The 18,592-nt window shown below is 66.7% G+C and carries 16 protein-coding genes; 11 read left to right on the plus strand and 5 right to left on the minus strand.

Annotation, left to right across the window (positions count from 1 at the left end; genetic code table 11):
- Window positions 1-3: 3 nt before the first annotated feature.
- From JLK41_RS05725 to JLK41_RS05735, 3 genes are all read right to left on the minus strand, one after another.
- Complete coding sequence (locus tag JLK41_RS05725) at window positions 4-594, minus strand: nucleotidyltransferase family protein (RefSeq protein WP_210390537.1); 591 nt, start codon at window positions 592-594, stop codon at window positions 4-6.
- Window positions 595-596: 2 nt separating this feature from the next.
- The gene (locus JLK41_RS05730) at window positions 597-2,795 is read right to left on the minus strand and encodes an OsmC domain/YcaO domain-containing protein (RefSeq protein ID WP_210390538.1); all 2,199 of its coding nucleotides are present in this window, start codon (window positions 2,793-2,795) and stop codon (window positions 597-599) included.
- A 124-nt stretch (window positions 2,796-2,919) separates the two neighbouring features.
- Complete coding sequence (locus tag JLK41_RS05735) at window positions 2,920-3,897, minus strand: flavin reductase (RefSeq protein WP_210390539.1); 978 nt, start codon at window positions 3,895-3,897, stop codon at window positions 2,920-2,922.
- A 202-nt stretch (window positions 3,898-4,099) separates the two neighbouring features.
- Here JLK41_RS05735 and JLK41_RS05740 point away from each other — a divergent pair, with 202 nt between their 5' ends.
- The 9 genes from JLK41_RS05740 (at window position 4,100) to JLK41_RS05780 (ending at window position 14,112) form a co-directional block, all read left to right on the plus strand.
- Window positions 4,100-5,287, plus strand: a complete 1,188-nt coding sequence (locus JLK41_RS05740) for an acyl-CoA dehydrogenase family protein (RefSeq protein WP_210390540.1) — start codon at window positions 4,100-4,102, stop codon at window positions 5,285-5,287.
- Window positions 5,288-5,369: 82 nt separating this feature from the next.
- Window positions 5,370-7,133, plus strand: a complete 1,764-nt coding sequence (locus JLK41_RS05745) for an FAD-dependent oxidoreductase (protein WP_210390541.1) — start codon at window positions 5,370-5,372, stop codon at window positions 7,131-7,133.
- 14 nt (window positions 7,134-7,147) lie between these two features.
- Entirely contained in the window at window positions 7,148-8,170 is a 1,023-nt protein-coding gene (locus JLK41_RS05750) for a ferredoxin--NADP reductase (protein WP_210390542.1), read from the plus strand.
- Window positions 8,171-8,252: 82 nt separating this feature from the next.
- A complete protein-coding gene (locus JLK41_RS05755) occupies window positions 8,253-9,800 on the plus strand; it encodes a FadD3 family acyl-CoA ligase (RefSeq protein ID WP_425321856.1) in 1,548 nt (515 codons plus the stop codon).
- Between the two features lie 74 nt (window positions 9,801-9,874).
- Window positions 9,875-10,651: an SDR family oxidoreductase gene (locus JLK41_RS05760; RefSeq protein ID WP_210390544.1), complete on the plus strand. Its 777-nt coding sequence runs from the start codon at window positions 9,875-9,877 to the stop codon at window positions 10,649-10,651.
- A 123-nt stretch (window positions 10,652-10,774) separates the two neighbouring features.
- On the plus strand, window positions 10,775-11,509 hold the full coding sequence (locus tag JLK41_RS05765) for an SDR family NAD(P)-dependent oxidoreductase (RefSeq protein ID WP_210390545.1): 735 nt from the start codon (window positions 10,775-10,777) through the stop codon (window positions 11,507-11,509).
- A gap of 16 nt (window positions 11,510-11,525) precedes the next feature.
- Window positions 11,526-12,299: an SDR family NAD(P)-dependent oxidoreductase gene (locus JLK41_RS05770; protein WP_150608374.1), complete on the plus strand. Its 774-nt coding sequence runs from the start codon at window positions 11,526-11,528 to the stop codon at window positions 12,297-12,299.
- 7 nt (window positions 12,300-12,306) lie between these two features.
- Window positions 12,307-12,936: a nuclear transport factor 2 family protein gene (locus JLK41_RS05775; RefSeq protein WP_210390546.1), complete on the plus strand. Its 630-nt coding sequence runs from the start codon at window positions 12,307-12,309 to the stop codon at window positions 12,934-12,936.
- Window positions 12,937-13,047: 111 nt separating this feature from the next.
- A complete protein-coding gene (locus JLK41_RS05780; RefSeq protein ID WP_210390547.1) occupies window positions 13,048-14,112 on the plus strand; it encodes an alkene reductase in 1,065 nt (354 codons plus the stop codon).
- Window positions 14,113-14,271: 159 nt separating this feature from the next.
- Here JLK41_RS05780 and JLK41_RS05785 read toward each other — a convergent pair whose 3' ends face one another.
- The gene (locus JLK41_RS05785) at window positions 14,272-15,465 is read right to left on the minus strand and encodes an acyl-CoA dehydrogenase family protein (RefSeq protein WP_210390548.1); all 1,194 of its coding nucleotides are present in this window, start codon (window positions 15,463-15,465) and stop codon (window positions 14,272-14,274) included.
- Window positions 15,462-16,622: an acyl-CoA dehydrogenase family protein gene (locus JLK41_RS05790; protein ID WP_210390549.1), complete on the minus strand. Its 1,161-nt coding sequence runs from the start codon at window positions 16,620-16,622 to the stop codon at window positions 15,462-15,464. Before JLK41_RS05790 ends, JLK41_RS05785 begins: the two co-directional genes overlap by 4 nt.
- A gap of 179 nt (window positions 16,623-16,801) precedes the next feature.
- Here JLK41_RS05790 and JLK41_RS05795 point away from each other — a divergent pair, with 179 nt between their 5' ends.
- Complete coding sequence (locus tag JLK41_RS05795; protein ID WP_210390550.1) at window positions 16,802-17,695, plus strand: VOC family protein; 894 nt, start codon at window positions 16,802-16,804, stop codon at window positions 17,693-17,695.
- Window positions 17,696-17,704: 9 nt separating this feature from the next.
- Window positions 17,705-18,583, plus strand: coding sequence for a CoA transferase subunit A (locus JLK41_RS05800; RefSeq protein ID WP_210390551.1), 879 nt, complete (start codon window positions 17,705-17,707; stop codon window positions 18,581-18,583).
- Window positions 18,584-18,592 lie beyond the last annotated feature (9 nt).

Genomic DNA, 18,592 nt, shown 5'->3' on the forward strand with positions numbered 1-18,592 from the left:
GGTTCAGGGTGGCGGCAGCTGTTGCCAGTCTTCGCGGGTATCGACGTCCTGCAGCACGCCGGGGTCGTCCAGTTCGACGATCTGCACGGCCTCGGCGTTGCGCTGCAGCACCCTGCGTGCGCCGGCATCGCCGCTCAGTGCGGCAAGCTGTGGCCAGAAGTCGCGGCCGATCAGTACCGGGTGGCCGCGGCTGCCGCGATAGCTGGGTTGCACGATGCTGCTCGCGCTGGCCTGCGCCAGCAGGGCATCCAGGCTGTCCCGTCGGATCAGCGGCATGTCGGCGAGAAAGATCGCCACGGCCTGCGCGGACGATTCGGCCTGCAGTCGCGCGATGCCGGCCGCCAGGCTGTGGCCCATGCCTTGGGTCGTGCTCGGGTGCTGCACCAGCCTGACGCGATCGGACAGGCCCAGCTGCGCCACGGCTTCGTCCGGGCGCAGCACCAGCCAGACCTCGTCCAGCCGGGCGCAGGGCAGGGCGAGGCTGGCGGCGAGCAGCGAGCGGCCGTCGGCGAGCAGCTGGCGACGTTTGTCGCTGCCGAAGCGGCGGCTGTAGCCGGCCGCCAGCATCAGCGCCGCGACGCGTTCGGCGCGCATGTTCAGCCGGCCAGCCCGGCCGCCCTGGCGCGAGCGGCGTGCAGCTTCTTGTAGCTGTCGATCAGGCGCAGGTGCTTGTCCAGCCCTTCGAGCTGCATGCTGGTCGGGGTCAGGCCATGGAAACGCACGCTGCCCTGCACTGAGCCGATCACCGCATCCATGCGTTCGCTGCCGAACATGCGGCGCAGGTTGTGCTCGTAGTCGGCCAGCTCCAGTTCGTCGTCCAGCTGGATCTCCAGCACGGCATTGACGGCCTGGTAGAACAACCCGCGTTCGACGGTGTTGTCGTTGTATTGCAGGAACATCTCCACCAGTTCCTTGGCATCGTCGTACTTGTTCATCGCCAGGTTGATCAGCAGCTTCAGTTCGAGAATGGTCAGCTGGCCCCAGACCGTGTTGTCGTCGAACTCGATGCCGATCAGCGTGCTGATGTCGGTGTAGTCGTCGACCTCGCTGTTGTTGAGGTTGCGCAGCAGCGACTTGAGTTCACGGTCGCTCAGGGCATGCAGGTTGAGGATGTCCTTGCGGAACAGCAGCGCCTTGTTGGTGTTGTCCCAGACCAGGTCTTCCACCGGGTAGATTTCCGAATAGCCCGGCACCAGGATGCGACAGGCGTTGGCGCCGAGGTCGTCGTAGGTGGCCATGTAGACCTCCTTGCCCAGGTCTTCGAGGATGCCGAACAGGGTGGCGGCTTCCTGTTCGTTGGACTCCGAGCCTTCGCCGGAGAAGTCCCACTCGACGAACTCGAAGTCGCTCCTGGCGCTGAAGAAGCGCCAGGACACCACGCCGCTGGAGTCGATGAAGTGCTCGACGAAGTTGTTCGGTTCGGTCAGTGCCAGGCTGTCGAAGGTTGGCTGCGGCAGGTCGTTCAGCCCCTCGAAGCTGCGCCCCTGCAGCAGCTCGGTGAGGCTGCGCTCCAGCGCCACTTCCAGGCTCGGGTGGGCGCCGAAGGAGGCGAACACGCCACCGGTGCGCGGGTTCATCAGGGTCACGCACATCACCGGGAACTCGCCGCCCAGGGAGGCGTCCTTGACCAGCACCGGGAAGCCTTGTTCTTCGAGGCCCTGGATGCCGGCGACGATGCCCGGGTACTTGGCCAGCACCTCCTGCGGCACGTCCGGCAGGGCCAGTTCGTTCTCCAGGATCTCGCGCTTGACCGCGCGCTCGAAGATTTCCGACAGGCACTGCACCTGCGCTTCGGCCAGGGTGTTGCCGGCGCTCATGCCGTTGGACAGGTACAGGTTCTCGATCAGGTTGGACGGGAAGTACACCGTCTCGCCGTCGCTCTGGCGCACGAAGGGCAGCGAGCAGATGCCGCGTGCGCTGTTGCCCGAGTTGGTGTCGAACAGGTGCGAGCCGCGCAGCTCGCCATCCGGGTTGTAGATGGCCAGGCAGTGCTCGTCGAGGATCTCGGCCGGCAGTGCATCCTTCGGCCCCGGCTTGAACCAGCGCTCGTCGGGGTAGTGGACGAACGCGGCATTGGCGATGTCTTCGCCCCAGAACTGGTCGTTGTAGAAGAAGTTGCAGTTGAGCCGTTCGATGAACTCGCCCAGCGCCGACGCCAGGGCACTCTCCTTGCTCGCGCCCTTGCCGTTGGTGAAGCACAGGTTCGACTGCGCATCACGGATATGCAGCGACCAGACGTTGGGCACGATGTTGCGCCAGGAGGCGATCTCGATCTTCATCCCCAGGTCGGCGAGGATGCCCGACATGTTGGCGATGGTCTGTTCCAGCGGCAGGTCCTTGCCCGGAATGTAGGTCGTGCTGTCGGACAGCGGCATCAGCAGCGCCTGGGCGTCCGCGTCGAGGTTGTCGACTTCCTCGATGATGAACTCGGGGCCCTGCTGCACCACCTTCTTCACCGTGCAGCGGTCGATGGAGCGCAGGATGCCCTGGCGGTCCTTCTCGGAAATGTCGGCCGGCAGTTCGACCTGGATCTTGAAGATCTGCGCGTAGCGGTTCTCCGGGTCGACGATGTTGTTCTGCGACAGGCGGATGTGCTCGGTGGGGATGTCCCGCGTTTGGCAGTACAGCTTGACGAAATAGGCCGCGCACAACGCCGAGGAGGCGAGGAAGTAGTCGAACGGTCCCGGCGCCGAGCCGTCGCCCTTGTAGCGGATCGGCTGATCGGCGATCACCGTGAAGTCATCGAACTTGGCTTCGAGGCGAAGGTTGTCGAGAAAGTTGACCTTGATTTCCATGGGGCAGCACCAGCGAGCGAAACGAAATGGCCGCCATTATCCGGGTTTTCCGGGGGAAGTCTGTATCGGCGAGCGGATGGTTCGATGCGCGGTGCATGCGCGATGGACGGTGAAGCCCCTGGCCTCAGCGAGGCCCCCAGAGATCGGGCACGCCACAGTCGGTGCTGGCGATCAGGCGCTTGAGCAGTACTTTCAGCGCCTCGACATCGCCGCTGCCCAGGCGCGAGGAGACGTCCTCCTCGACCGCCTTGGCCAGGGCTATTTCCTCCAGCGAGCACTCCCGGCCCTTGGCCGTCAGCACGTACAGCGTCTCGTCGCCCTTGCGTTCGCTCGCGATGAGCCCCTGGCGCTCGAGAAACAGCAGCGTCGTGGTCTGCACGGGCTTGCCGGTGTAGGAGACGAAGGCGTTGAGCTCATCCAGGCTCAGGCCGTCGCGGATGCACAGTACCGACAGCACGAAGAAGGCATGCTCGTCGAGCTGTCGTGACTGCAGCTGACGGCGCAGCGCGTGCAGCAGTTGATAGTGCGAGCGGCCGAGCAGGTAGCCGAGCAGGTCCTCGGTGTAGCTGCACTCCGGTGGTGGCTCGCAGCCCAGGCGCAGCTCTTCACGTGGCTTGCGCGTGGTCAGGGCGTACTGGCCACGCTGGAAGGCCAGCGGGGCACGCTCGCTGTGATCGAAGGCGAGCACCTCCCCGACGAAGATCACATGGTCGCCGCCTTCGTACTGGAAGGCGGTGCGGCACTGGAAGCGCGCGGTGCAGTCCTGCAGCAGGGGGGCGTTGCTGAGGCCGTTATCCAGGCGGACGCCGGCGAACTTGTCTTCACCCTGGCGGGCGAAGCGTCCGGACAGCTCTTCCTGCTCGGTGGAAAGCACATGCACGTTCCAGTGCCTGGCCTTGCTGAAGGTCTGCAGGCTGCGCGCGCTCTTGGCCAGGCTCCACAGCACCATCGGCGGATTGAGGGACACCGAGTTGAAGCTGTTGGCGGTGATGCCGACCACTTCGCCCTCTTCGCTACAGCTGGTGATGATGGTCACGCCGGTCGTGAACGTGCCCAGGGCCGTGCGGAAGGCCTGGGGGTCGAAGCATCGATGTGCGGTCATGTCGGGCTCGTTGAGCAGGGTTTCATGATTGCAGTATCGAGAGCGCTGACGGCATCAACATCGTCTCAATGGACTAGTGGCAGTTTCGCCAAGGCCCGGGGCAACGCCCGAATAGTCCACTTTGACGATGAGCAACGCCCGGCGGCAGCCGATCATCTGTCCAGGCCCGCGCAACTGCGCCCTACCAAGAGAGAGCCGACGGATGACTGGCATGCGAGAAAAGACGCCTGTGGAACTCGAACTGATCGATCGTGCACGCGGCCTCGTGCCCAAGCTCAAGGCGCGTGCGGCCAAGGCCGAGCGTGACTTCAAGGTGCCGGTCGAGACCGTGATGGAGATGCAGGCGCTGGGGCTCTTTCGTGTGCTGCAGCCCAAGGCCTTCGGTGGTTACGAGGTCGATCCGCGCACCTTCTTCGAGATCCAGATGACGCTTGCCGAAGGCTGCATGTCCACTGCCTGGATCTATGGTGTGATCGGCGTGCACCCCTGGCAGCTGGCCCGCTTTCCGGTGGAGGCGCAGCGCGACGTGTGGGAACAGGGTAGCGACACGCTGATTTCCTCGACCTACATGCCGGTGGCGAAGGTGACGCCGGTCGAGGGCGGCTATCGCATCAGCGGGCGCTGGGGCTTCTCCAGCGGCAGCGAGCACTGCAGCTGGTGCTTTCTGGGGGGCATCCTGCCGGCGGACGCTGACATGCCGGCCGAGCACGGTACGTTCCTGCTGCCCAGAAGCGACTACCGCATCGAGCACAACTGGGAGGTACTGGGCCTGCGTGGCACGGGCAGCCACGACATCGTGGTCGAGGACGTGTTCGTCCCGGCGCATCGTGTCCAGCGCACCAACAACTCGACCCTGGAGGCCACGCCGGGGCGACGCCTCAACACCAGCCCGATCTACGCCATTCCCTTCGCCCAGGTCTTCGCCCGTGCGGTGTCCACAGCGGCCATCGGTGCGTTGCAGGGGGCGATCAACGAGTACTGCGCCAGTGCCGCGCAGCATGTCGGCAAGCATGGCGCCAGGACCGCCGAGGACCCGATGGCGCAGATCGCCGTGGCCGACGCGCTGAACACCGTGGACAGCCTCAAGCTGGTGCTGATGCGCAACTACGCGCAACTGCTGGCGCTGGCCGAGGCGGGCGAGTACCCGGATGTCGAGATGCGTCTGCAGTACCGCTATCAGTCCTCCTACGTCACCAACATCTGTGCCGAGAAGGTCAGCGAGCTGCTGCGCAACATGGCCGCCTCCGGGCTCTACGACAGCAATCCGGTGGCGCGCATCTTCCGCGACCTGCATCAGGCGCGCGGGCATATCGCCAACAACTACATGGCCTATGGCCGTAGCTACGGTGCGGTGCAGCTGGGGCTGCCCAATCCGGACCCCTTCGTGTGAGCCGCGGGCCTGGATCGCCAGGCCCGCGGCAAGACGGCAGCCGTGGTTGCCGGTGTTTCCCTTCGGCCAAGGCATCACAACAATGAGCATTCACGAACAGCCACAGACCAGCTATGACGTCATCATCGTGGGTTCCGGGGCGGGGGCCATGACGGCAGCGGTGTTCGCCGCCGATCAGGGGCTCTCCGTGCTGGTCCTGGAGAAGAGCCAGCAGTTCGGCGGCACCTCGGCCATTTCCGGTGGCGGCATCTGGATTCCGAACAACCATCATTTCACTGCCAAGGGCGGTAACGACAGCCCGGAGAAGGCCTGGACCTACCTCAAGGCCGCAGTAGGCGAGCGCGTCGCCGATAAGCGTCTGCGCACCTACCTGGAACAGGCGCCGAAGATGCTGCGTGAGCTGGAAGCCTGCAGTCACGTGCGCTATGCCGTGGCCGAGAAGTACCCCGATTACTACCCGCATCTACCCGGTTCGCTGCCCGGCGGTCGCTCGCTGGACCCGGAGATCTTCGATGCCAGCGTGCTCGAAGAGGAATTCCACAACATGCGGCCGGCTTCGATCACCACCCTGCTGATGGGCAAGGTCTCATGGACCGCGCGGCAAGCGCACAGGGCCATGTCGCGCAGCTTCGGCTGGCGTCTGATGGTGCTGGGGTTGCTGCTGCGCTACAGGCTCGACTTCAAGTGGCGACGCAAGAGCGAGCTGGACCGGCGTACGGCGCTGGGCGGCTCGCTGGTGGCCTCGCTGCGACGCTCGCTGATGGATCGCGACGTGCCGCTGTGGCTCGGCTGCGACGTTCAGGACCTGCAGGTCGAGGACGGCCGCGTCGTCGGCGTCAAGCTCATGCGTGACGGCCAGGAGCAGCTGATCGGCGCCCGACTCGGGGTGATCCTCGCCAGTGGCGGCTTCGAACAGAACCAGGCTCTGCGTGATCGCTATCTGCCGAAGCCGAGCCGCCGCGAGTGGAGTGCCACGCCGCCGGGCAACAACACCGGCACCGCATTGCGGGCGGCGCAGGCGCAGGGGGCCGCGACCGACCTGATGGACTGGTGCTGGTGGACGCCGACGATCTCCGTGCCGGGCGAAGAGAAGGCGCGGCCGCTGTTCGTCGAGCGCGCGTTTCCTGGCGCGATCGTGGTCAACCAGCAGGGCCGGCGCTTCGTCAACGAGGCGGCGCCCTATCTGGAATTCGTCGATGCCATGTACCGCAACAACCGAGGCAAGGGCCCCGAGCAGCTGTCGGCCTGGGTGATCTTCGACGCACATTTTCGCTTCCACTACGCCATGGGCCCGTTGATGCCCGCGCAGATCATGCCGGACAGCCGCCTCCCGGCGCAGTGGCTCGACAACCTCTACTACAAGGCCGATACGCTGGCGCAACTGGCCGCCCGGCTCGGCATGGATGCGGGCGTCCTGCAGGCCAGCGTCGAGCGGCTCAACGGCTTTGCCCAGGACGGCAACGACCGCGACTTCGGCCGTGGCGGCAATGTCTTCGATCGCTATTACGGGGACGTCAACGTCAAGCCCAACCCCTGCCTGGCGCCGCTGCGCAAGGCACCGTTCTATGCCATGCGCATCGATGCCGGCGACATCGGGACCAAGGGCGGGCTGCTCACCAACGAGCATGCCCAGGTGCTGCATGAAAACGGTCAGCCGATTGCCGGTCTGTATGCCATCGGCAACGCCTCGGCATCGGTGATGGGCACCACCTATCCGGGGGCTGGCGGTACCCTGGGCCCGGCCATGACCTTCGCCTACATCGCCGCCCGCCACCTGGCCGCGCAGCAGGTATGGAACCCGGGGCAGGGGATGGCTGCTGCGGGCCTGAGCGAAGGCACGAGATGAGCGAGCGGCGATCCATGAGTGACTACAGGGTGCTGCGCGTGAAGCAGGTGATCGAGGAAACGGCCGATGCCCGTTCCCTGGTATTCGATGTACCGGCCGAGCTGGCTGAGCAATTCCGCTATCAGCCCGGACAGTTTCTGACCCTGCGCGTGCCGCATGACGATGGCTGGCTGCCGCGCTGCTACTCGCTCTCGAGCACACCGCTGGCCGACGAACCGTTGCGGGTGACCATCAAGCGTGTGGTCGACGGGCGCGCCTCGAACTGGCTGTGCGATGCGGTCGAGGCCGGCGACGAGTTGCAGGTGATGGCCCCGAGTGGGGTCTTCGTGCCCCGTGACCTGAATGGCGATCTGCTGCTGTTCGGCGGCGGCAGCGGCGTCACGCCCCTGCTGTCGATCCTGCGCTCGGCGCTGCTGGTCGGCCAGGGACGCATTCTGCTGATCTACGCCAACCGCGATCAGGATTCGGTGATCTTCCGGGATGTGCTCAAGGCTCTGGCCAGCGCTCATCCGTCGCGTCTGCAGGTGGTGCATTGGCTGGACTCGCTGCAGGGTATCCCGCAGGTCGAGCAACTGGCCGAACTGGCCCGTCCGCTGGCCCATGCCGAGGCTTTCATCTGTGGCCCCGGACCGTTCATGGACGCCGCCAGCCATGCGTTGCAGCTGTTGCGCGTGCCCAGGGGACGTATCCACATCGAGCGCTTCGTCTCCTTGCCCGGCGAGGGGGAGAGCCAGCCCTTGGTCAGCATCGACACGGTGGTCGCCGCGCAGGTGCGCGTGGCGCTCGACGGCGCGCACCACGAGCTGGACTGCCAGCGCGGCGAAACCCTGCTGCAGGCCATGGAGCGTGCCGGCCTCAAGCCGCCCAGTTCCTGTCGCGTCGGCGGCTGCGCCTCGTGCATGTGCACCCTGGAACAGGGCAGTGCGCAGTTGCTGGTCAACGATGTGCTGGACGCCACCGAACTGGCCGAGGGCTGGATCCTCTGCTGCCAGGCGGTGCCGACCAGCGATGTGCTGCATATCCGCTTTCCTGAATGATTCGTCAGCCGAGCCTGTTGCAATGACCCAGACCATCACGATGCCGGCGCCTGAGGTGGCGTCTGCCAGCTCGATTCCGGCCATGCTGTTCGATGCTGCGCGTGTGCATGCCGGCCGACCCGCCATCGAGGACGAGGGCGGGGTCATCGACTACGCCGAGCTGCCGGGCCAGGTGCTGGAGGTATCGCGGGCCCTGATCGCCTGCGCTATCGAGCCAGGTGACAGGGTCGCCGTGTGGGCGCCGAACGGTCGTCAGTGGATCATCGCCGCGCTGGGCATCCAGTGCGCGGGGGCGGTGCTGGTGCCGGTCAACACCCGCATGAAGGGCCCGGAGGCGGCCGATGTGCTCGAACGCAGCGGCGCGCGCATCCTGTTCGTTCAGGGTGAGTTCCTCGGTGTCGACTACCCGGCGCTGCTGGCGCCCTGTCGCCCGCAGGGGCTGGCGTGCCAGGTGGTCTTCGGCGACCAGTCCCCGGCGCTGCCTGACACGCTGAGCTGGGGCGAGTTTCTCGCCAGCGGGCGCCACGTCGAGGAAAGCATCGCCCGGCAACGGGCCGAATCGCTGACCCCCGAGCACCTGAGCGACCTGTTGTTCACCTCCGGCACCACCGGCAAGCCCAAGGGCGTGATGAGTGCCCACGGCCAGGTCACCCGGGCCTTTCGCGAGTTCGGCAAGGTGCTGGGGCTGGTGCCGGGCGACCGTTATCTGATCGTCAATCCGTTCTTCCACGCCTTTGGCTACAAGGCCGGCTGGATGACCTGCCTGCTGGCCGGCGCGACCATCCTGCCGCACCCGGTATTCGATGCCGAGGCGGTGTTCCGGCGCATCGCCGAGGAGCGCATCAGCGTGCTGCCCGGCCCGCCGACCCTGTACCTGTCGATGCTGGCGCATCCGCAGCTGACGCAGACGGACCTGTCATCGCTGCGGGTGGCGGTGACCGGTGCCTCAGCCATCCCGGAGGTGCTGATCCAGCGCATGCGCGAGGAGCTGGGCTTTCGCGTGGTGACCACCGCCTATGGCCTGACCGAGTGCGGTGGCCTGGCCACCATCTGCGATCCGCAAGCCGATGCGCGGGTCATCGCCGGCACCAGCGGCCAGCCGATTGCCGGCACCGAGGTGAGCATTCGCGATGCCGGCAACCGTGCCGTCGCGACCGGTGCCTGCGGGGAGATCTGCCTGCGTGGCTTCCATGTCATGCAGGGCTACTTCCAGAACCCCGAGGCGACCTGCGAAGCCATCGATGACGAGGGCTGGCTGCATACCGGCGACGTCGGCAGCCTGGACGAAGCCGGCAACCTGCGCATCACCGATCGGCTCAAGGACATGTTCATCGTGGGTGGTTTCAACTGCTACCCGGCGGAGATCGAGGCCGGCTTGCTGGAACACCCGGCGATCGCCCAGGTGGCGGTGATCGGTGTGCCGGACTCCCGGATGGGCGAGGTCGGCTGTGCCTGTGTGGTGCGACGCGTCGGGGCGCAGCTGGACGAAGCGGAACTGATCGCCTGGAGCCGCGAGCGCATGGCCAACTACAAGGTGCCGCGCTTCGTGCACTTTCTCGACGCGCTACCGCTCAATCCGTCGAACAAGGTGGACAAGAACCGGCTGCGCGCCGCCGTTGCGGTGGGGTGATCATCGTCCGTTCAGACGACGAGGCAGTGCCGACAAGCGCCTAGAGTCAGGCCAGATCGCAAGGGGAGCTGCTCATGGATATTCGGACGGGCCTGAATTATCACGGCAAGGTGGTGCTGATCACGGGCGGGGCCAAGGGGGTCGGGGCGGGCATCAGTCGCAGCTTTCTCGCCGCCGGTGCGCAGGTGGTGGTGTGTGGCCGCAGTGCGCCGGAGCAGCTGCCGCAGGTCGACGGCCGCAGTGCTCGCTTCGTGGTCGCTGATGTGCGCGAGGTGGCGTCGCTGCAGCGTCTGTTCGCCCAGGTGCTTGGCGACTTCGGGCGCCTCGACGTGGTCGTCAACAATGCCGGTGGCAGCCCGCCTGCCGAGGCGGCCAGCGTTTCGCCACGCTTCAGCGAAAGCATCATCCGCCTGAACCTGATCGCCCCGCTGAATGTGGCGCAGCAGGCCAACGCGATCATGCAGGAGCAGGCCGAGGGCGGCGTGATCCTGTTCATCGGCAGCATCAGCGCGTTGCGCCCGTCGCCGCTGACTGCCGTCTACGGTGCGGCCAAGGCCGGCATCCTGTCGCTGGCGAGTTCCCTGGCCGTGGAGTGGGCGCCGAAGGTCCGCGTGGTCACGGTCAGCCCGGGCCTGGTACGCACCGAGCAGTCGCACCAGCACTATGGCGACGAGGCTGGCATCGCCGCCGTCAGTGCCACCATTCCGGCCGGGCGCCTGGCCAACCCCGAGGACATCGGTGCGGCCTGTGTCTATATCGCCTCGCCGCTGGCCAGCTATGCCAGTGGCTGCAACCTGCTGCTGCATGGCGGCGGTGAGCGCCCTGCGTTCCTGGCTGCCGCCAACGCCTGAGTCGCGAGCCGCTTTAGTCCCATCGGACGATGTCTCCGGCGTGTGGCCACTCGATCATGCAGGCCAGCCGGTCGTGCCATTCGCGGCCCGCGTCATGAACTCAGCAGCAGGCAGGAGAACAGCATGAAGCTGCAGAACAAGGTGGCGTTCGTCACCGGGGCGGGGCAGGGCATGGGGCTGGCCATCGTGCGCAGCTTCGTTGCCGAAGGTGCGCGCGTGGTGGCCGCCGACATCGATCTGCAGACCCTGCAGCAAGCCGTGGCCGAGTTCGGCGACAAGGTGCTGGCGGTGGCCTGCAACGTCGCTGACAGCGCCTCGGTCACGGCTGCCGTCGGTGAAGCCGAGCGCGTGTTCGGCGGCCTGCACATCGTGGTCAACAACGCGGGCGTCGGCAGCCTCGACAGCTTCCTGGAAACCCCGGACGAGAGCTGGCAGCGGGTCATCGGCGTGAACCTGACCGGCACCTTCTTCGGCGCCCGCGAGGGCGCCAGGCTGATCCTCAAGACCGGCGAGGGCGGCTGCATCATCAACATGTCCAGCACCTCTGCGCTGAACGGCGAAGGGCCCAACCACTACTGCGCCTCCAAGGCTGGCGTCATGGGCCTGACGCGAGGCATTGCGCGTGAACTGGCCGCTCAGGGCATCCGCGTCAACACCCTGGTACCGGGGCCGACCAACACCCAGATGCTGGCCAGCATCCCCGACGAAATGGTCGCCGAGCTGCTCAAGGCCGTGCCGCTGGGACGCCTCTGCGAAGCCGACGAGATCGCGCGTGTGGCGGTGTTCCTCGCCAGCGACGGTGCCAGCTTCATCACCGGGCAGAACATCGCCGTGAACGGCGGCATGTCCTTCATCTGATCCAGGAGAACACGCAATGACGCAACGTCTGCGGGGCAAGATCGCCTTCATCACCGGTGCCAGCTCGGGCATCGGCGCGGCCACCGCCATCCGTTTCGCCGAGGAGGGTGCGCTCGTGGTCCTCTGCGGCCGTCGCCCGGATGCGCTGGAGGATGTCTGGCGAACGATCAGGGCGGCCGGTGGCCAGGCCGAGGTGGCGGTTGCCGATGTCAGCGACGAGCAGGCCTGTGTGGGCGCCATCGAAGCCACCGCGCAGCGTCATGGTCGCCTGGACATCCTGGTCAACAACGCCATGGGCTTCACCTGGGGCGGTGTCGACAGCATGTCCACCGAGAACTGGCGCGCCAACTTCACCACCACGGTCGACGGCACCTTCTGGGGCACCCGCACCGCCGTGGGCCTGATGAAGCAAAGTGGTGGCGGCAGTATCGTCAATATCTCGTCCATCTGTGGCCAGTTCGGCACCGCCTGGATGAGTGGTTACTCGGCTGCCAAGGCTGCGGTGAACAACTTCAGCCGCGCGGTGGCCAGCGAGTGCGCGCCTTACGGCATCCGCTGCAACGTGGTGATTCCGGGGGCGGTCGATACGCCGGCCATGGCCGACATGATCAACAACGAAAAGGCCCGCGCCAACGTCGAGAAGCTGATCCCGATGCAGCGCGTCGGCAAGCCGGTCGAACTGGCCAACGCGATTCTGTTCCTGGCCTCGGACGAAGCCTCCTACGTCACCGGCGCCTGCCTCAACGTCGATGGCGGTCGCAGTTCCGATCTGTACACCGTGTTCGAGTGAGGCCGCGATGAGCGATCAGACACTGCTGGCGCGCCTCGACCGCCTGGAGTCGCTGGATGCGATTCGTCAGCTGGCCGGCAAGTACGCGCTGTCACTGGACATGCGTGATCTGGACGCGATGGCCAACTGCTTCGCCGCGGACGTGCGGGTCGGTCGCGACAAGGTCGGCCGTGCGCACCTGAAGGCCTGGCTGGATGACACCCTGCGCGGGCAGTTCCACGGCACCGCCCATCATCTGGGACAGCACATCATCGAGTTCAAGGACCCGGACCATGCCATCGGCGTGGTCTATTCGAAGAACGAGCATGAGACCGGCCCCGAGTGGGTGATCATGCAGATGCTCTACTGGGACGACTATGAGCGCATCGATGGGCGCTGGTACTTTCGCCGCCGCCTGCCCTGCTACTGGTACGCCAGCGACCTCAACAAGCCGCCGATCGGTGGCCTGAAGATGCGCTGGCCGGGGCGTGAGCCCTATGGCGGGAGCTTTCATCAGCTGTTTCCGAGCTGGGATGCCTTCTGGGCCGATCGTCCGCACAAGGACGAGCTGCCCGAGGTGGCTGAGCCGGCGCCGCTGGAGGGCTTCCTCGCGGCCATGCGGCGTGATGCCAGCGACCCGAAGATCCGCGTGCGCTGAGTCGCCGCTGACCCTTTCCGCCCTTCTTCCCGTGCTGGCTGGTCCATGGGCAGGAGGGTTTTTCTTCACCGGCGCCGTGGTCTGCGGAGCCTCAGCCTGGGAGCCGCAAGCATGAGCCTGCTGTTTCAACCTCAGCAACTGGGCGAGCTGCGCCTGGCCAACCGCATCGTCATGGCACCGATGACGCGCAGTCGTGCCGGCCCGCACGCAGTGCCCAGCGCCGAGATGGTCGATTACTACCGCCAGCGTGCCAGCGCCGGGCTGATCGTCGCCGAAGGGACCGCGCCGTCCGCCGACGGCCTCGGCTACTGCCGTACGCCGGCGATCTACAACGCCGAGCAGGTGGCAGCCTGGCGCACGGTGACGGATGCGGTGTATGGCGAGGGCGGGCAGATCGTGCTGCAGCTGATGCATGTCGGGCGCGTCGCCAGCCACTGCAACAAACCGGCCGCGGCCCGCACCGTCGCGCCCTCTGCATTGCGTGCGCATACCCAGGTGTTCAGTGATGCGGCCGGCCTGGTCGATACCGATACGCCGCATGCGCTGAGCAGCGAGGAGGTGCAGGCGGTGATCGACGATTACCGTCAGGCGGCGATCCTTGCCCGCGAGGCGGGGTTCGATGGCGTCGAGCTGCACGGTACCAGTGGCTACCTGCCGATGCAGTTCATGGCCAGCGCCAGCAACCGGCGCACCGACCGATATGGCGGCTCGCTGGCGAACCGCGTGCGCTTCCCGGCCGAGGTACTGGCGGCCATGGCCGGAGCCATCGGCGCCGGGCGCGTGGGCTACCGCCTGTGTCCGGGCAACCCGTACAACGACATCCAGGACGATGATCCGGCGGCTGTCGCAGCGGCCCTGATCGATGCGGTGGAACCGTTGCGCCTGGCCTACCTGCACATCATGCGTTCGCCGCTCCCCGAGCTGGATGCCTTCGCCCTGGCGCGCGCACACAGCAGTGCGCCGCTGATTCTCAACGAGGGTTTCGATGCGGTGTCCGCCGAGCGCGCGCTGCAGATGGGCGCCGGGGCGGCGGTGTCGTTCGCCCGTCACTTCATCGCCAACCCGGATCTGGTCGAGCGCCTGCGCCATCAGCGGCCACTGGCGAGCTTCGACCGCAAGACGCTGTACAGCACCGGGGCTCGGGGTTACAGCGACTATCCGGCCTGGCGCGACTGAGGCCCGAGCGCAGCGCGGCTGCTGCCGGCATCGCGCGCCGTCGAACTCGCCGAGGCGTAATGTTGTTCATTCAAGCTTGCACTGGTTTGGCTCCCCTCTCCCATTCATGGGAGAGGGGCTGGGGGAGAGGGGACTGATCGCCGCCGAGGCGGGCTTGGTTCAGGCCTGCACGCGGGGCTCGCGCGGCATGCCCAGGGCGCGCTCGGCGATGATGTTGCGCTGGATTTCGTTGCTGCCGCCATAGATCGTGTCGGAGCGGGTGAACAGAAACAGCGACTGCAGGCGTGACAGGCCGTAAGGCGCCGTCTCGAGCAGTTCGGCCTGGTCGCCGAGCACGTCCATGGCCAGCTTGCCCAGTTCCAGGTGCCAGGTCGACCAGGCCAGCTTGTAGATCATCGCCTCGCGGCGCAGGCTGCCATCCTGGGGGCCGGAGAGCATGCGCAGCGAGTTGTAGCGCAGCACCTTGAGACCTGACCAGGCCTGGGCCAGGCGCTGACGAATCAGCGCGTCCCGGGCGGCGCCGTTGGCCTTGGCCAGGCGGATCACCTCGTCCAGTTCGTTCCGGAACAGCATCTGCTGGCCGAGGGTGGAAACGCCCCGCTCGAAGCCGAGCAGGGCCATGGCCACCTTCCAGCCGTCGCCGGGCTGGCCGATGATGTGTTCCGCTGCGCTGACGGCATCGGCGAAGAACACTTCGTTGAACTCGCTGGTGCCGGTGAGTTGCTGGATCGGCTGGACCTCGATGCCCGGCTGATCCATCGGCACCAGCAGGAAGCTCAGGCCGTGGTGGCCGACGCTGCCGGGTTCGGTGCGCGCCAGCACGAAGCACCATTGCGCCTCATGGGCCAGCGAGGTCCACACCTTCTGCCCGTTGATCAGCCAGTTGCGGCCCTCGGCGTCGAACTGGGCGCGGGTCTTGACGCCCGCCAGGTCGGAGCCTGCGCTCGGCTCCGAGTAGCCCTGGCACCAGAATTCCTCGCCCTTGAGAATGCCGGGCAGGAAGCGCTGCTGCTGCGCGGGGCTGCCCATGGCGATCAGCGTCGGGCCGATCAGGCCTTCGCCGATGTGGCCCATGCGGCCGGGGCCGCCGGCGCGGGCATACTCCTCATGGAAGATCACTTGCTGGCTGATCGACAGTTCGCGTCCGCCCAGGGCCCTGGGCCAGCCCAGGCCGATCCAGCCGCCCTTGGCCATTTCCCGTTCCCAGGCCTTGCGCTCCTCGGGGTAGGCGTGCTCGTCCCCCGGGCCACCGCGGAAGCGCAGGATGGCGAAGGGGCCTTGCAGATGCTCGTCGAGCCAGCTGGCGACCTCCGCGCGGAAGGCTTCATCCTCGGGGCTGAATCCGATTTTCATGGCTGTGACTCCAGGATCAGGGTGGCCAGGCGCTCGCGGTGCCAGCTGGGGTTGCCCAGCATCTGCTCGCTGGCGCGGGCGCGTTTGAAATACAGGTGGGGGTCATATTCCCAGGTGAAGCCGACCCCGCCGTGCAGCTGGATCGACTCGCCGGCGCTGCGCATGAAGGCCTCGCTGGCTTCGCTCTTGGCGATGGCCGCCGCTTCGCCGAGCTCGCCGGCGAGCCCGGCGTCGCCTTCCGCCGCCAGCGCCTCATGGGCCACGCAGGCGGCGTAGTAGGCCGCTGAACGGGCGTTCTCGATGGCCAGCATGAGATCGGCGCAGCGATGCTTGATGGCCTGGAAACTGGCGATGGAGCGGTTGAACTGCTTGCGCTCGGCGATGTAGGCGAGGGTCAGGTCCAGGCTCTGCTGGGCGCCACCGACCTGCTCGCAGGCCAGGGCGATGGCACCGATCTGCAGCGCCTTGTCCAGCAGCTCGGCGGCGTTGCCCGCCGGGTTCAGGCACTGCTCGGCCCTGAGCGGCACGTCGTCGAGCCGGATGCGCGCCAGGCGGCGGGTCTGGTCCATCGTCGGCAGCGTCTCACGGCTGATGCCGGCCTGGTCGGCAGCAACGGCGAACAGGCTGAGGCGCTCATCGTCCAGCTGGCAGGCGATCAGCAGCAGATCGGCCTGCGCGCCATCCAGAACGGCGTCGTACTGGCCGCTGAGCCGCCAGCCGTCGTTCTGCGCGTGTGCCTGCGGCTGCCGGGCCTGGCGCCAGTCGCCGCGTGCGTGCTGGTAGGCGAGGGTGGCGCGCAGGCTGCCCGCTGCCAGCTCCGGCAACAGCTGTTCGCGCAGCGCTTCGTTGCTGCCCAGCAACAGGGCCGGAGTGGCCAGACAGGCGCTGGAGAGGAACGGCGCGCAGAGCAGGTGACGGCCCATCTGCTCGAGCAGAATGGCCTGTTCGACAAAGCCCAGGCCAAGACCGCCGTACTGCTCCGGGACGATCAGCGCTGGCCAGTACAGCTCCTGGGCGATCTGGCGCCAGACCACGGGACAGAAACCCTCCGCGCTGAGCATGGCCTGGCGCACGGCCGCTGAGGCGGACGCCTTGGCGAGAAAGCTGGCGGCGCTTTGCTGAATCATCAATTGCTCGTCGCTGAACGCGAAGTCCATTGCAGGCTCCTGGAGTCGACCTCTATCGCTCATGAGTCTGCCCGGGCGTCCGCGCCGGCGAATCCCCAAAAAGGACTAGCAGGCAAGGCCTCGGCCTTAGTCTCAACGGACGATGAAGCGGCGCAGGGCGCTTCGCACAATGGCCCCTGTCATGCAACGACCACTTCAGGAGCAGGGACATGATCGAGATCCTCGGGCTGAGTTACTTCGTGGCTCAGGTCGGCAACTTGAGCGACTGGCGGCGCTACGCCGAGGATGTGCTCGGCATGCCGGTGAGCTCAGCGCCGCAAGGTGGCCTGTATGTGAAGATGGACGAGCGTCCGTTTCGCATGCTCATCGTCGAGGGCGACGAGCGCCGCTACCTGGCCTCGGGATGGGAGCTGGCCAGCGCCGCTGCCTTCAGCCATGCCCTGCAGGTGCTGGAGGCGCGCGCGGTGACCTACGTGCTGGGCAGCGCAGAGGAGATCGAGCAGCGCGGTGTGCAGGCACTGGCCGTGGTCATCGACCCGTCCGGCAATCGCCATGAGCTGTGCTGGGGGCATCGCTCCGACTGCCAGCCGTTCGTTTCGCCGCAGGGGGTGCCGCGCTTCGTCACCGGCGACATGGGCCTGGGCCACACCGTGTTGCCCGCGCCGAACTTCGACGAAACCCTGGCGTTCGCCCGCGATGTGCTGGGCTTCCGGCTCTCCGACATCTTCAACTTCCGTCCGGCCCCCGATGCTCCGGCGGTGCGCATCCACTTCCTGCATTGCGCCAATGCGCGCCATCACAGCCTGGCGTTCGCCGAGTACCCGGTGGCCAGCGGTTGCGTGCACGCGATGGTCGAAGTGGATTCGATGACCGAGGTCGGTCGTGCCCATGACCGCATGCTGGCCCAGGGCACCCCGCTGTCGGCGACGCTGGGCCAGCACCTCAACGATCGCATGACCAGTTTCTACATGCAGACCCCGTCCGGCTTCGATCTGGAGTACGGCTTCGGTGGCCTGCAACTGGACTGGACGGCGCACAGCGTCCTCGAGTTCACCCGCGTCAGCATCTGGGGGCACGACTTCTCGGTCGGGCGCCAGCAGTAAGGAATCGACATGAACAAACAGCTGACAACCCGGCAGGCCGTGGCGCTGCTGCGCGATGGCATGACGGTCGGTTTTGGTGGCTGGGGGCCGCGGCGCAAGCCGATGAGCATCGTCCGCGAGATCCTGCGCTCTGACGTCAAGGACCTCACCGTGGTCGGCTACGGCGGCCCGGAGATGGGCATGCTGTGCGCCGCCGGCAAGGTGAGAAAGTTGGTCTTCGGCTTCGCCACCCTGGATGCCATTCCGCTCGAGCCCTGGTTCCGCAAATGCCGCCAGAGCGGTCAGCTCAGGGAGCTGATGGAACTGGACGAGGGCATGCTCCAGTGGGGCTTGCGTGCTGCCGGCATGCGCCTGCCGTTCCTGCCGACCCGTTGCGGGCTGGCTACCGATGTCACCCGCTTGAACCCGGAGATCAGGACCATCACCTCGCCCTACGCCGACGGCGAGGTGCTGCTGGCGATGCCGGCGCTGAACCTGGACATCAGCTTCCTGCATGTCAACGAAGCCGATCGCCTGGGCAACACCCTGACCACTGGCAACGACGCCTACTTCGACCACCTGATGGCCCGTGCCTCGGCGCAGTGCGTGGTGTCCTGCGAGCGCCTTCGCGATCGCTTCGAGCTGACCGCCGAGCAGGCGCGCTTCAACCTGTTCGAGCGCTACCTGGTCACTGGTGTGGTGCATGCTCCCTTCGGTGCGCACCCGACCACCTGCGCCCCGGACTACGGCTGGGACCTGGCGCACATGAAGCGCTACGCCGAGTCGGCCGAGGGCGACAACGGCTGGGCCGCCTACATGGACGAGTTCGTGCACGTCAGCGAGGCCGATTACCAGGCCAGGAACGGTGGCGCCGAGCGCCTGTCCAGCCTTGCCCAACCGCAGTTCTGAGGAGAGCGC

The sequence above is a fragment of the Ectopseudomonas khazarica genome (assembly GCF_017915135.1).
Taxonomy (GTDB): Bacteria; Pseudomonadota; Gammaproteobacteria; order Pseudomonadales; family Pseudomonadaceae; genus Aquipseudomonas; species Aquipseudomonas khazarica.

What these genes read in the sequence shown, in the direction of transcription:
- JLK41_RS05725 (WP_210390537.1), bottom strand. Translation starts at nt 594, where the DNA reads ATGCGCGCCGAACGCGTCGCGGCGCTGATGCTGGCGGCCGGCTACAGC.
- JLK41_RS05730 (WP_210390538.1), bottom strand. Translation starts at nt 2,795, where the DNA reads ATGGAAATCAAGGTCAACTTTCTCGACAACCTTCGCCTCGAAGCCAAG.
- JLK41_RS05735 (WP_210390539.1), bottom strand. Translation starts at nt 3,897, where the DNA reads ATGACCGCACATCGATGCTTCGACCCCCAGGCCTTCCGCACGGCCCTG.
- JLK41_RS05740 (WP_210390540.1), top strand. Translation starts at nt 4,100, where the DNA reads ATGACTGGCATGCGAGAAAAGACGCCTGTGGAACTCGAACTGATCGAT.
- JLK41_RS05745 (WP_210390541.1), top strand. Translation starts at nt 5,370, where the DNA reads ATGAGCATTCACGAACAGCCACAGACCAGCTATGACGTCATCATCGTG.
- JLK41_RS05750 (WP_210390542.1), top strand. Translation starts at nt 7,148, where the DNA reads ATGAGTGACTACAGGGTGCTGCGCGTGAAGCAGGTGATCGAGGAAACG.
- JLK41_RS05755 (WP_425321856.1), top strand. Translation starts at nt 8,253, where the DNA reads ATGCTGTTCGATGCTGCGCGTGTGCATGCCGGCCGACCCGCCATCGAG.
- JLK41_RS05760 (WP_210390544.1), top strand. Translation starts at nt 9,875, where the DNA reads ATGGATATTCGGACGGGCCTGAATTATCACGGCAAGGTGGTGCTGATC.
- JLK41_RS05765 (WP_210390545.1), top strand. Translation starts at nt 10,775, where the DNA reads ATGAAGCTGCAGAACAAGGTGGCGTTCGTCACCGGGGCGGGGCAGGGC.
- JLK41_RS05770 (WP_150608374.1), top strand. Translation starts at nt 11,526, where the DNA reads ATGACGCAACGTCTGCGGGGCAAGATCGCCTTCATCACCGGTGCCAGC.
- JLK41_RS05775 (WP_210390546.1), top strand. Translation starts at nt 12,307, where the DNA reads ATGAGCGATCAGACACTGCTGGCGCGCCTCGACCGCCTGGAGTCGCTG.
- JLK41_RS05780 (WP_210390547.1), top strand. Translation starts at nt 13,048, where the DNA reads ATGAGCCTGCTGTTTCAACCTCAGCAACTGGGCGAGCTGCGCCTGGCC.
- JLK41_RS05785 (WP_210390548.1), bottom strand. Translation starts at nt 15,465, where the DNA reads ATGAAAATCGGATTCAGCCCCGAGGATGAAGCCTTCCGCGCGGAGGTC.
- JLK41_RS05790 (WP_210390549.1), bottom strand. Translation starts at nt 16,622, where the DNA reads ATGGACTTCGCGTTCAGCGACGAGCAATTGATGATTCAGCAAAGCGCC.
- JLK41_RS05795 (WP_210390550.1), top strand. Translation starts at nt 16,802, where the DNA reads ATGATCGAGATCCTCGGGCTGAGTTACTTCGTGGCTCAGGTCGGCAAC.
- JLK41_RS05800 (WP_210390551.1), top strand. Translation starts at nt 17,705, where the DNA reads ATGAACAAACAGCTGACAACCCGGCAGGCCGTGGCGCTGCTGCGCGAT.